This window comes from Brucella sp. 22210 (assembly GCF_052045675.1).
Classification (GTDB): Bacteria; Pseudomonadota; Alphaproteobacteria; order Rhizobiales; family Rhizobiaceae; genus Brucella.
Window position 1 is genome coordinate 1 of the sequence record NZ_JBQEPD010000056.1, and the last position, 12,325, is coordinate 12,325.

Below are 12,325 nucleotides of genomic sequence, written 5' to 3' on the forward strand. Positions count from 1 at the left end.
TTGTCGCAGTAAAACGTGTCGTCGATTACAATGTTAAGATCCGCGTTAAGGGCGACGGATCAGGCGTTGAGCTTTCGAATGTGAAGATGTCGATGAACCCGTTCGACGAGATTGCGGTTGAAGAGGCGATCCGCCTGAAGGAAGCTGGCAAGGTCACGGAGATTGTGGCTGTATCGGTCGGCCCGGCACAGGCGCAGGAAACACTGCGCACGGCACTTGCCATGGGTGCGGATCGCGCCATTCTGGTGAAGACCGACGAGACGGTCGAGCCGCTCGGCGTCGCCAAGGTCTTGAAGGGCGTGGTCGATGCGGAAAAGCCAGACCTCGTCTTCCTCGGCAAGCAGGCCATTGACGACGATGCCAACCAGACCGGCCAGATGCTGTCGGCGCTTCTCAACTGGAGCCAGGCAACCTTTGCCTCGAAAGTGGAACTGGGCGACGGTTCGGCCAAGGTCACGCGCGAAGTGGATGGCGGTCTGCAGACCATCGATGTGAAGCTTCCGGCGATTGTCACGGTTGATCTTCGTTTGAACCAGCCGCGCTATGCATCGCTGCCAAATATCATGAAGGCAAAGAAGAAGCCGCTGGACGAGAAGTCGCCTGCCGATTTCGGTGCCGATATCACAGCGCGCCTGAAGGTCCTGAAGACCGAAGAACCGGGTGGCCGCAAGGCTGGCGTCAAGGTTGGCTCGGTTGGCGAGCTGGTCGAGAAGCTTAAAGCTGATGGCATCATCTAAGAAATCGGAAGGGACACGATAAATGGCTATTCTTCTTTTTGCCGAACATGACAATGCAACCCTTTCGGACCAGACGGCAAAGGCGCTGACGGCAGCCGCCCAGATCGGCGGCGATGTCGATATTCTGGTTGCAGGCAAGGGCGCAAAGGCGGCAGCCGATGCTGCTGCCAAGCTGAAAGGCGTGCGCAAGGTTCTGCTGGCTGAAAGCGATGCGCTGGAAAACCGTCTGGCTGAGCCAACGGCAGCGCTCATCGTGGCACTCGCCGCCAATTACGACACGATCATCGCTCCGGCGACGACCTCGGCCAAGAACATCCTGCCGCGCGTTGCAGCACTTCTCGATGTGATGCAGTTGTCGGAAATCATGGAAGTCGTATCGGCAGACACGTTCAAGCGTCCGATCTATGCAGGCAATGCGATCCAGACTGTCCAGTCCACCGACGCCAAGAAGGTGATCACGGTGCGCACGGCCTCTTTCCAGGCCACCGGCGATGGCGGTTCGGCTGCGGTTGAAAGTGCAACTGTGCCTGCCGATCCAGCATTGTCTAGCTTTGTTGGCAATGCGCTGTCGGCTTCGGACCGTCCGGAACTGACCTCGGCCAAGATCATCATCTCGGGCGGTCGTGCACTTGGTTCGGCTGAGAAGTTCCAGGAAGTGATCCTGCCGGTTGCTGACAAGCTCGGTGCGGCGGTTGGTGCCAGCCGTGCGGCAGTCGATGCGGGCTATGCGCCAAACGACTGGCAGGTTGGCCAGACGGGCAAGGTTGTTGCACCGGAGCTTTACATCGCTGTCGGCATTTCCGGCGCGATCCAGCATCTGGCAGGCATGAAGGACAGCCGCGTCATCGTCGCCATCAACAAGGACGAAGAAGCGCCGATCTTCCAGGTCGCTGATTACGGCCTCGTCGGTGATCTCTTCACCGTGCTGCCGGAGCTGCAGAAGGCTCTCTGATCGTTTAAGAAGCGGCGGGCTGGTCTCGCCGCTTCTTCGTTTTACGACCCGTCCCAGTTGGAGACACTGTCTCGCCACCGGGGCGGGTTCTTTGTCAGCGGCGGGCAATTTTAGCGGTAAGGCGCGATTGCAGGCTCGACAGACCATTTGGCAAGAATTTTGGATTGCATTTTAGGCGGACAGCCTATCATCTGCTGGATGAGCCTTTTGCAATTCGAAGCGCAGTTTTGCGCTTGCCGCAAAAAGAAATGCTCGACAGGCCCCTTTGGGGAGGATGAAGGAGTTACTACGGTGGCAATCAAGACGGTTGGTATAGTCGGCGCGGGTCAGATGGGTGGCGGCATCGCCCATGTCTGCGCTCTGGCAGGTTTTAGTGTGCTTTTGCACGACGCTGCGCCAGACCGGCTGGAAAAGGGCATTGCCACCATCAACGGCAATATGGCGCGTCAGGTTTCTTCCGGCAAATTGCAGGAAGAAGAGCGCGCAGCAGCCATGAAGCTGATCCGTGCTGCAAATTCGATGGAAGACCTTGCAGGCGTTGATCTGGCCATTGAAGCGGCGACGGAAGACGAAACCGTCAAGCGCAAGATTTTCGCGCAGCTCTGCCCGATCCTGAACCCGCAGGCCATTCTGGCGACCAACACTTCGTCGATCTCCATCACGCGGCTTGCCTCGACGACGGACCGTCCGGAGCGTTTCATCGGTATTCACTTCATGAATCCGGTGCCGGTGATGAAGCTGGTGGAGCTGGTGCGCGGCATCGCCACCGATGAAGACACGTTCCGCAAGTCGAAAGATTTCGTGCAGGCGCTCGGCAAGACGGTCACAGTCGCCGAGGATTTCCCGGCATTCATCGTCAATCGCATCCTGCTGCCGATGATCAACGAGGCGATCTATACGCTTTACGAAGGCGTGGGCAGCGTCGAAGCCATCGATACGGCCATGAAGCTCGGTGCGAACCATCCGATGGGGCCATTGCAGCTCGCAGACTTTATCGGTCTGGACACCTGTCTTTCGATCATGCAGGTGCTGCATGATGGCCTTGCGGATTCCAAGTATCGCCCGTGCCCGCTGCTGGTCAAATATGTCGAAGCAGGCTGGCTTGGTCGTAAGACGGGCCGCGGCTTCTACGATTATCGCGGCGAGCACCCGGTGCCGACGCGCTGATAGCGCGAGCGCCATTCAATCCAAAAAGCCGGTTTCGACCGGCTTTTTTGTGAGAATTTTCAACTGTGACAAGTTTCAGGCAGCTGTGGAAAACCTGAATATCGTTACTATTAACTTACCGTTAACGATGCCGATTTAGCACTTATTCATCTTTGATCGTTAAAGTTTTCATTAAGATGTTCGGAAGTGAAGATTACTTCACAAGCTCACATTGAGCGGAGTGAACATCCCTTCGAACATGATTTAGATGAAGGTGAAAGCGATGAGCATTCTTGTTCAGCTGCGTGACAGCGTTAATGTCATCCGCGAGTTCGTCGCACCGAGCTATCGGCCCGAGCGCCATTACATGCGCGGACCTGGCCCGGCTTGCGAAGCACGCACGCGCCACTAAAGTGCATTTCGATCTGATTATATCAGGTCGGACTGTGCTCTAAGCCTCTCCCAAGGCACCCTAGAATGAAGTAAAGCCAGAACGGTCGCCCGCTCTGGCTTTTTGCTTTTCTGAAATCTGGCTTCGATAAAGCCGATTATTCCAGACCTTCAAACAGCGCCGTCGAAAGATAGCGTTCTGCAAAGGACGGAATGATGATGACAATGTTCTTGCCAGCATTTTCCGGGCGCTTGCCGACTTCAATCGCAGCGGTGAGCGCCGCGCCAGACGATATGCCGACCGGAATGCCTTCGATACGGGCAATCAAGCGCGCATTGGCAAAGGAATCCTCGTTGGAGACCTGAACGACTTCATCGTAAACGCCGGTGTCGAGCGTCTTCGGTGCAAAGCCTGCGCCAATGCCCTGAATCTTGTGCGGGCCGGGCGTGCCGCCGGACAGGACAGGGGAATCCTTGGGTTCTACAGCGATCACCTTGAAGGAAGGCTTGCGCGCCTTGATCACCTGACCGACGCCGGTGATGGTGCCGCCAGTGCCGATGCCGGAGATCAGAATATCGGCTTCGCCATTGGTATCGTTCCAGATTTCTTCCGCCGTCGTGCGGCGATGAATTTCCGGATTGGCAGGGTTTTCAAACTGCTGCGGAATGATGGCGTTCGGGTTGCCTTCGGCGATCTCCTCAGCCTTGGCGATCGCGCCCTTCATGCCTTGCGCCCCTTCGGTCAGCACCAGTTCGGCACCGAGAAGCTTGAGCAGCTTGCGGCGTTCCACCGACATGGTTTCCGGCATGGTCAGCACAAGGCGATAGCCTTTGGCCGCTGCGGCAAAGGCAAGCGCAATACCGGTATTGCCGGAGGTTGGCTCGACGAAAACCGTCTTGCCGGGCACGGCCTTCCCCTGTTCTTCAAGCGCCTCGATCAGCGCAAGACCGATACGATCCTTAACGCTTGCCAGCGGATTGAAGAATTCCAACTTTACCAGAAGGTTCGCGACAACGCCGTTTTCCTTGGCAAATTTATCAATGCGTACAAGCGGCGTGTTGCCGATTGTTTCCAGAATCGAGCCGTAAACACGGCCGCGTCCTGCAGTTTCGTTGCTCTTCGAGCCAAGGGGTTTGTTCATAGCGTAATCTCCCTTCATGTTGCGCAAAGTTTAAGAGGAAACAGCGCAAAAGCATAGCTGGACATATGCGCTTGATGGATCATGTTTAGAATTATATTCTATATAATCGAATTTTTTAAAAGTGAATTCCATCATAATTGGGAGTGGGCGTATTAGCTTATCTGGAAGGATATTGATCCGCGTCAATGCATTAGCTTGGGTAAGGCGCGCATAATTAAGTTATCAGGCAACCAGGAGACCAAGAGATGTACAAGAATATTCTGATCGCGACCGATGGGTCGGAACTCGCAGAAAAGGGCGTGGATCAGGGCGTGGAACTGGCGAAGGAAACGGGCGCGAAACTGACTTTCGTATCGGTGACCGAACTTCTGCCGTCCTATGGCATCGTCGTTGCGGCGGAATGGGCATCGAGCCCGGTTGCTTTTCAGGAATATCGCGAAGCAATCACCAAGGCGGCAACCGAGATCCTGACCAAAGCCAAGGACAAAGCGAAAGCCGCAGGCGTGACCGCTGAAGCGGTGCATGTCGAAAACCAGTCGCCCGCGCAAGGCATTGTGGAAGCGGCGAAATCCCATGGCAGCGACCTGATCATCATTTCCTCGCATGGCCGTCGCGGCGTCAACAAGCTCCTGCTCGGCAGTCAGGCGGCGGAAGTCCTGTCGCTCAGCACTGTGCCTGTGCTGGTGATCAAGTAATTGGCAGCTATTTGTTTTCTTTTGGGTGTTTCTCACGGGTTCAGCGATTACCCGTGAGGGGCAAACAACGAAAGAAGATTGCCGATGACCTCTGTTAAGCTCCTTTTGTCCGCCTATCTGGTTGGGCAAGAGGAGTTTGGCTTTTCAGGAGGTCGTCATGACTGCGCCGCGTCCTTACAAGACCCACTTGGGCAACCACCTGCTTCATCCCGAAACACAAATGCTGAATTACGGCTATGACCCGGAGCTTTCCGAGGGCGCGGTCAAGCCGCCGGTTTTTCTGACGTCGACCTTCGTTTTCAAGACCGCCGAGGATGGGCGCGATTTCTTCGATTTCGTTTCCGGACGTAAAGAGCCGCCCGCAGGTGTGGGCGCGGGGTTGGTCTATTCACGCTTCAATCATCCCAACAGCGAAATCGTCGAAGACCGTCTGGCGGTTTATGAGGGGGCCGAGAGTTCGGCGCTGTTTTCGTCCGGCATGTCAGCCATTGCGACAACGCTTTTTGCCTTCGCACGCCCTGGCGATGTCATTCTGCATTCGCAGCCGCTTTATGGCGGCACTGAAACGCTGTTGGCCAAGACGTTCTTGAATTTCGGCGTGGAAGCCGTGGCCTTCGCCGATGGCGTGCATGAAGCGGCGATCGCAAAGGCAGCAGAGGAAGCCTTGGCCAAGGGGCGGGTTTCGGTCATCCTGATTGAAACACCGGCCAACCCGACCAATAGTCTGGTCGATATTGCCGCTATCCGGCGCGTGGCTGAAAAGATCGAGCAACGGCAAGGACATCGTCCGATCATCGCCTGCGACAATACCTTGCTGGGGCCGGTTTTCCAGAAGCCGCTCGATCACGGCGCGGATTTATCGGTTTATTCGCTGACTAAATATGTCGGCGGCCATTCCGATCTGATTGCGGGCGCGGTGCTCGGCTCCAAATCCGTTGTCAGGCAGGTCAAGGCCTTGCGTGGCGCCATCGGCACGCAGCTCGATCCGCATTCCTGCTGGATGCTTGGGCGTTCGCTGGAAACGCTTGGCCTGCGTATGGAGCGGGCGAACAGCAATGCGCGTGCGATTGCCGAATTCCTGCGTGATCATCCGAAAGTCGAAAAGCTGCATTATCTGCCATTTGAGGATGAGAAATCCGATGTCGGCGCGTTGTTCAAGCGGCAATGCACGGGCGCTGGCTCCACATTCTCGTTCGACATCAAGGGCGGACAGGCGGCAGCGTTTCGCTTCCTCAATGCGCTTCAGATTTTGAAGCTGGCGGTCAGTCTTGGCGGCACGGAATCGCTTGCGAGCCACCCGGCGGCAATGACCCATTCCGGTGTTCCGATTGAAGTGCGCGAGCGCATCGGTGTGCTGGAATCGACCATTCGCTTGTCCATCGGCATAGAACATCCAGATGATCTGATTGCTGATCTCGCTCAGGCGCTGGAAGCAGCCTAATCTGGTGTGACGAATCAAAGCCGGAGGTCGTGAGGAGCGGCCCCCGTTTTCGAGGACCTGCATCGTCATCCCGAAATCGGCTTTGAGGAAAAACACGCTGCGGGCGTGGTGGCTGATATGGATGCGCTGATGATCGATGAAATCTCCGGCGTGTCGGGCGCCTATATCAATGTGCAGCACGCTGGCAAGGCTACCCTTCACGACCCGGCCTTTATGCCCGATCCTGCCTGTCGGTTCGTCGGTCTATGCGAGATCGTAGAAACTCTGCTGCCGATGAATTAGGGGCTTTCCATAAGAGCGGTTTCGTCTCCAGCCTAATGGCGATAATCGATCTCGGATAGCAGCTCCTGCAATTGCGGGGTTGCTGTTGTTTCGGACCAGCTGCCGCTGTTGCCGAGGCTGCGGAATGTTGCGCCTGCGGCCAGTGCGATTTCGTTCGGCAGTTCCGCATCGGCGAGCATCACCGCCAGCGCTTCCATTTCTTCCGCACGACGCAGGATGTGGCGTGGATAAGTCGGCACCAGCTTGCCGAGGTCAGATAGCGTGCCGCCCAGATGATGGCCGATCAGCTCGAACAGCGGATCGGTCACGCCAAAGGCATTGGCCGTGTTGGCCGTTTCGAACAAAGCAGCGGCCACGGTTTTGTTGAACCCGGCAAATGCCATTTTGAAAACGGATGCTCGCGCGATGTCTTCGCCAAGCGAGATGACAGGCAGCAAGCCTTCAAACAAGGTCTCCAGAGGCTTTGTGTCGGGTCCGCTGGCATAGATGCTGCCTTCGTCGCCAAGATGCGAGGCGCGGCCAATGATACAGGCATTGCAGAAGGGAAGCGAAGCATCGCCGAAAGCCGCGTTCAAGTGCTCGGCATCGGCGGGCGTCTTGGCATTCATATCGATGAAGAATGGTGCGGCCGCTTGTTCGCGACAGGCCGCGATTGCTTGGGAGGCGACATCGATCACTGCTGATGGTGGCACAAGCGACAGCACAATGTCGCTGTCCGTAACGGCGGAAGCCATGTCGTCACGCATCTCGACACCAATGGACTGCGCCGTCTTTTGTGTCCGCTCGCTGCGCCCGCCCAGCGGGCTTATCACCTTATGTCCAGCGGATATCAGCAGTCTGGCGAAAGCGCCGCCCATATCACCGGGATAGAGAAGAGTGATCGTGGTCATCATAAGCCTCCTGATGGTTTCGTGGTTTCCGGAGATGTCTTGCGCGCCGTGCTGGCGCCGAACAATGCCAACCCGCCGAGAACGGAAATAACGGCATAGATTTCGAAGGCGAACGTATAGCTGCCCGTCATGTCGAACAGCAGTGCCGCGAGCATCGGGCCGCCAATGCCAGAAATCATCACCATGGGGGTCACGACGCCCATGATGGCGCCCTGGTTTTTACGACCGAACAGCGAGGCCAGAAGAAATGGCATCATCATGATGAGCCCACCTGCCGACAAGCCGCTCAATACGCCATATCCCAGTTGCAGGTGCCAGATACTGTCCGCATTGATGAAGAGGATCAGGCCGATTGCCTGCATTGCCGAAAGGCAGAGGATCACCAGTCGGGTCGGGAACTGATCGGCAATGAAACCGGTGAGCAATTTGCCCAGAATGGCGCAGATACTATAGGTCATGATCACGCTGCCCGCTTCGGCGGTATTGAAACCCAGCGACTGTGCCGCCGGAATCTTGTGCAGCAAGGCGCCTTTCAGCACGAAGTCGGTCAGATTCCAGCCGATCATCAGAAACCAGAAACCCGACGAACGCATTGCGTCTCCCACAGTCAGATCGGGGCTGGTGTCTGTCGTTCTGGTTGTCTTGTCCGGATCTTCGCCGAAAGGCTTCAGCCCCATGTCGGCGGGCTCGCGGCGCAGGACGAAGATTGCCAGCGGCACCAGAATGAGAATCGGAAGGAAGCCGAGAACGAACCAGGTTGAGCGCCAGTCGGAAATAGACAAGAGCCAGATGATCAAAGGCGACATCAAGATGCCGCCAAGATTGGCTCCTGACGATACCAGGCCGGTCGCCCGACCACGTTGCGCCGAGAACCACTTGGCAATCAGCGGAAAAACCAGCGCATTGGAGAGGCCTGCAACGCCAACACCGCCAATGACGCCGAAGATCAGGACAAATTGCCAGAAGGTCTGTGCGACGGAAGTGAGGCTGAAGGACAGGCCGACAAGAACAGCTCCGACGATCATCACAGTTCTGGGGCCTCGCTGATCAACCCAGCGGCCAACGAGGGGCGCGGCTAACCCAGCGACGAGTTCACGAAAGGCGATAACACCGGTAATCTGCGTATTGGACCAGCCAAGCTCCTCACGTGCCGGATTGATGATGAAGCCCATTGTCTGGAAGCCGATACCGGCTCGAATACACGAGATGGCGAGGCAGGCCAGGGCAATATACCAAGCATAATGAATGTGGCTTAGCTTACGCATAACACGGTCCTCGGAGCAGTTTGAGGCGGGTACGGATGCGGAGCCCAAAGCGGAAAATGCACACAGGTGCCCATTGCCAATGCTTAAGCATCGGTTCGCGTAGCTCTTCGACGTGATGGTTTAATCAGAGGACGCGGGTGCCGCGCTGCCGTGAAGGGCGAGTGGGTGCAGCATGGCTGCACCCTTGAGCGATAAATGCCTTACGCGCTCACGACATCGTCCTTTTCCATTCTGGAAAGGGCAGACATCTTCTTTGCAGAAGCGGGAGCCACCATCGGGTAATCGGCGGGCAAGTTCCATTTGCGCCTGTACGCATCAGGCGTCAGACCGAAGCGGCTCATCAAGGCGCGCTTGAGGGTTTTGTAGCGACGACCATCTTCGAGGCAAATGATGTAATCTTCGAAGATCGATTCCTTGGGGTCTACCGAAGGTATTACGGGAGCTTCCTTGGGAGAAAAGCTCGATGAACCCGATAAGCCGCCGATGCATTGGCACACATCTGTGATAACATTCAGTAGTTCTTCAGAGGTCATCTGATTCTTATTAACATATGAAGTTATAATATTATTAGCTAGCTTCACATGCAAAATTCTATTTCCATTGATATATTCTTTATCTGCGTTTTCCATAATGTATCGCCAGATTGGAGGGGGATTATATTTTATCAACATTTTATAGATGGAGCTTGAATTCCGCTCGGTTCGAGCACGTCATCTCAATTTTCATGTTAAGTATCACCCTATTTGACTTTACAGTAAAGTAAAAATTAACATTACGTAATGTAGCAATCTACGGATTATGGTTGTGGTCAGCCTTGAAAGGTGTGGGCTGCCTTTGTGCAACCGATATCGTTTCCCGATCTGGCTCAATCAGATCGAGATGCAATCCAGCGTAAGCGCTGTCCTGACCCCACCTTCCGGATCATCGCTTGATCATTGATGTTCAACCTCGAAAGAGGGCTAGGACATATGTCGATTTCAGAACTTACGCTTAAATCCAAGGATGAGCCGATACGCCGGTTTGAGGTGTTCACAGGCAATGGCCGTCGTCGCGAATGGAGCGACGATCAGAAGGCGCAGATCATTGCGGAGAGTTGCGAGCCTGGCGTCACGGTGTGCTCTGTGGCGCGGCGGCATGGATTGACGCCGCAGCAGTTGTTCACATGGCGACGGCTCGCCCGAAAGCCGCTTGATGTGTTGTCGGTGCCGGAGCAAGCACCAATGTTTGCACCAGCAGTCGTCGTGTCGCCCGAGAATTCGGAACCGAAGAGGGCGCGGCAAGCACGTTTGCCAAGAAGAACTTCTCCGGAGGCGGCCATTGAATTGCGGATTGATGGAGCCTGGCTGCGTATTGCCTCTGGCACCGATGCTGCAACCATTGCCGCCGTCATCCAGGCGTTGAAGGCTCAGTCGTGATTGGCCCGTCCGGTGCGGTAAAAGTGATGATCGCCACCAAGCCTGTCGACTTCCGCAAAGGTGCTGAAGGATTGGCGGCATTGGTAAAGGCCCAGATGGGTGCCGACCCGTTCTCGGGCACGATCTACGTATTCCGGGCCAAACGAACGGACCGGATCAAGCTGATCTTCTGGGACGGCAGCGGCGTGTGCCTGGTCGCCAAGCGGATCGAGGATGGCGAGTTCCATTGGCCTCGAATGCAAGACGGTGTGATGCATCTGACGGCCGCCCAGTTCTCGGCTCTGTTCGAAGGATTGGACTGGAAACGCGTGCATGCGCCGAGCGAAACGCGCACGCCGATAAAGGCCGGATAACGGGCGCGACCAATTGAATCAGAGCCATTCAGCGTCTCGCTCCGAGCGGCAAAATATGCTGTTCTCGATCCATGACGATGACGGCAGACGAGCTTCCGGATGACCTGAACGCGCTGAAAGCAATGGTGCTTTCGCGTGAGGCGGAGAATGCCCGCCTGCGGCAGATCATCAAGGAATTACAGCGTCACCGCTTTGGTCGACGGGCAGAGACGCTTCCAGAGGACCAGCTTCTGCTTGGGCTTGAAGAGGCCGAACAGATCGAGGCTGCCGGGCTGGAAGAGAAGGAACAAGGCTCGACTGCTCTGCGCCAGGCGCAGGTCGCTAAACGGCGTACGAACCGGGGTTCACTGCCAGCGCATCTGCCGCGCGTCGAGATCGTGGTCGATATCGATAACCATGCCTGCCCCTGCTGCCGCAACGACCTGCATCGGATCGGCGAGGATGTCAGCGAGAAGCTCGATCTTGTGCCCGCCCAATTCCGGGTGCTCGTGCTGCGCCGCCCGAAGTATGCCTGCCGGGCCTGTGAAGAAGTCGTTGTCCAGGCTCCGGCCCCGGCAAGGCTGATCGAGGGCGGCATCCCGACAGAGGCAACCGTCGCCCAGGTGCTGGTATCTAAATATGCTGACCACCTGCCGCTGTATCGCCAGGCGCAAATCTACAAGCGTCAGGGCATCGACCTCGACCGTTCGACGCTCGCCGACTGGGTCGGTCGCGCCGCCTGGCATCTACGCCCGGTCCATCAGCGGCTGCTCGATCATCTGAAGTCATCGTCCAAGCTCTTCGCCGACGAGACGACGGCCCCGGTGCTCGATCCGGGACGTGGCAAAACCAAGACCGGCCAGCTTTGGGCTTATGCACGAGATGACCGGCCGTGGCAGGGCGATGACCCGCCCGGTGTCACCTATGTCTATGCGCCAGATCGCAAAGGCGAACGACCGATGGCCCATCTCGACGGCTTCGTCGGCATCCTGCAGGTAGACGGCTACAGTGGATATCGCCCGCTCGCGGCAAAGAACACCGTGTCGCTGGCCTTCTGCTGGTCCCACGTTCGACGCCGCTTCTATGAGCTTGCTGCCGCTGGTCCGGCACCCATCGCCAGCGAGGCGCTGCGACGCATCGGCGAACTTTACAGGATCGAAGAAGAGATACGTGGCCGGCCCCACGAGGAGCGTCGTGTCGCCCGTCAGGAAAAAAGTCGTCCGATTACCGACAGCCTCGCTCCCTGGCTGCGTGAACAACTCGGCTACATCAGCCAGAAGACAAAACTCGCCGAAGCAATCCGCTATGCCTTGTCACGCTGGGACGGCTTGACCCGCTTCATCGACGATGGCCGGATCGAGATCGATTCCAACGTCGTCGAACGGTCAATCAGGCCAATTGCCCTCAATCGCAAAAATGCGCTATTTGCCGGTTCTGACGCCGGGGCCGAACACTGGGCGACTATCGCCTCGCTCATCGAGACGGCAAAGCTCAACAATGTCGAGCCACTGGCCTATCTCTCAGACGTCCTCACCAAGATCGTCAACAATCATCCAAATAGCCAGATCGACGACCTGCTGCCTTGGGCCTATGCCGCAACGCACGATCTCAAAGCCGTGGCCTGAAAACAGCGCTTAC

General features: G+C 56.7%; 14 protein-coding genes. 10 read left to right on the forward strand and 4 right to left on the reverse strand.

The annotated features are described in order from the left end of the window. The 4 genes from ACTJKP_RS24925 to ACTJKP_RS24940 form a co-directional block, all read left to right on the forward strand. Positions 1–737, forward strand: a 737-nt coding sequence (locus ACTJKP_RS24925) for an electron transfer flavoprotein subunit beta/FixA family protein (RefSeq protein ID WP_440631982.1), incomplete at its 5' end; no start/stop codon positions are given. 22 nt (positions 738–759) lie between these two features. Then, positions 760–1,689 carry an electron transfer flavoprotein subunit alpha/FixB family protein gene (locus ACTJKP_RS24930; RefSeq protein ID WP_440632595.1) on the forward strand — a complete coding sequence of 310 codons (930 nt, stop codon included), beginning with the start codon at positions 760–762 and terminating at the stop codon, positions 1,687–1,689. A gap of 291 nt (positions 1,690–1,980) precedes the next feature. Then, positions 1,981–2,856, forward strand: a complete 876-nt coding sequence (locus ACTJKP_RS24935; RefSeq protein WP_078341045.1) for a 3-hydroxybutyryl-CoA dehydrogenase — start codon at positions 1,981–1,983, stop codon at positions 2,854–2,856. 262 nt (positions 2,857–3,118) lie between these two features. Further along, positions 3,119–3,247 (forward strand): hypothetical protein, encoded by a 129-nt coding sequence (locus tag ACTJKP_RS24940; protein WP_268898867.1) that lies wholly within the window; start codon positions 3,119–3,121, stop codon positions 3,245–3,247. Between the two features lie 136 nt (positions 3,248–3,383). Here ACTJKP_RS24940 and cysK read toward each other — a convergent pair whose 3' ends face one another. Further along, positions 3,384–4,367: a cysteine synthase A gene (gene cysK / locus ACTJKP_RS24945; protein ID WP_440632596.1), complete on the reverse strand. Its 984-nt coding sequence runs from the start codon at positions 4,365–4,367 to the stop codon at positions 3,384–3,386. 245 nt (positions 4,368–4,612) lie between these two features. Here cysK and ACTJKP_RS24950 point away from each other — a divergent pair, with 245 nt between their 5' ends. The 3 genes from ACTJKP_RS24950 to ACTJKP_RS24960 all read left to right on the forward strand — a co-directional run bounded on the left by ACTJKP_RS24950 (position 4,613) and on the right by ACTJKP_RS24960 (position 6,785). After that, a complete protein-coding gene (locus ACTJKP_RS24950) occupies positions 4,613–5,062 on the forward strand; it encodes a universal stress protein (RefSeq protein ID WP_440632597.1) in 450 nt (149 codons plus the stop codon). Positions 5,063–5,219: 157 nt separating this feature from the next. Continuing rightward, on the forward strand, positions 5,220–6,503 hold the full coding sequence (locus ACTJKP_RS24955) for a cystathionine gamma-synthase family protein (protein ID WP_440632598.1): 1,284 nt from the start codon (positions 5,220–5,222) through the stop codon (positions 6,501–6,503). Positions 6,504–6,632: 129 nt separating this feature from the next. Further along, positions 6,633–6,785 carry a hypothetical protein gene (locus ACTJKP_RS24960; protein ID WP_440632599.1) on the forward strand — a complete coding sequence of 51 codons (153 nt, stop codon included), beginning with the start codon at positions 6,633–6,635 and terminating at the stop codon, positions 6,783–6,785. Positions 6,786–6,817: 32 nt separating this feature from the next. On the opposite strand, the gene ACTJKP_RS24965 is transcribed toward ACTJKP_RS24960, so the two are convergent. From ACTJKP_RS24965 to ACTJKP_RS24975, 3 genes are all read right to left on the reverse strand, one after another. Continuing rightward, positions 6,818–7,675: an NAD(P)-binding domain-containing protein gene (locus ACTJKP_RS24965; protein WP_440632600.1), complete on the reverse strand. Its 858-nt coding sequence runs from the start codon at positions 7,673–7,675 to the stop codon at positions 6,818–6,820. Continuing rightward, positions 7,675–8,940, reverse strand: coding sequence for an MFS transporter (locus tag ACTJKP_RS24970; protein ID WP_440632601.1), 1,266 nt, complete (start codon positions 8,938–8,940; stop codon positions 7,675–7,677). Before ACTJKP_RS24970 ends, ACTJKP_RS24965 begins: the two co-directional genes overlap by 1 nt. Positions 8,941–9,140: 200 nt before the next feature. Further along, positions 9,141–9,569 (reverse strand): MucR family transcriptional regulator, encoded by a 429-nt coding sequence (locus ACTJKP_RS24975; RefSeq protein ID WP_440632602.1) that lies wholly within the window; start codon positions 9,567–9,569, stop codon positions 9,141–9,143. A gap of 339 nt (positions 9,570–9,908) precedes the next feature. Here ACTJKP_RS24975 and tnpA point away from each other — a divergent pair, with 339 nt between their 5' ends. From tnpA to tnpC, 3 genes are all read left to right on the forward strand, one after another. Continuing rightward, complete coding sequence (gene tnpA, locus ACTJKP_RS24980; RefSeq protein ID WP_181375986.1) at positions 9,909–10,355, forward strand: IS66-like element accessory protein TnpA; 447 nt, start codon at positions 9,909–9,911, stop codon at positions 10,353–10,355. Continuing rightward, the gene (gene tnpB, locus ACTJKP_RS24985) at positions 10,352–10,708 is read left to right on the forward strand and encodes an IS66 family insertion sequence element accessory protein TnpB (protein WP_109366349.1); all 357 of its coding nucleotides are present in this window, start codon (positions 10,352–10,354) and stop codon (positions 10,706–10,708) included. The genes tnpA and tnpB overlap by 4 nt, the downstream gene beginning before the upstream one ends. A 71-nt stretch (positions 10,709–10,779) precedes the next feature. After that, a complete protein-coding gene (tnpC, locus tag ACTJKP_RS24990; protein ID WP_121539677.1) occupies positions 10,780–12,312 on the forward strand; it encodes an IS66 family transposase in 1,533 nt (510 codons plus the stop codon). Positions 12,313–12,325: the final 13 nt, after the last annotated feature.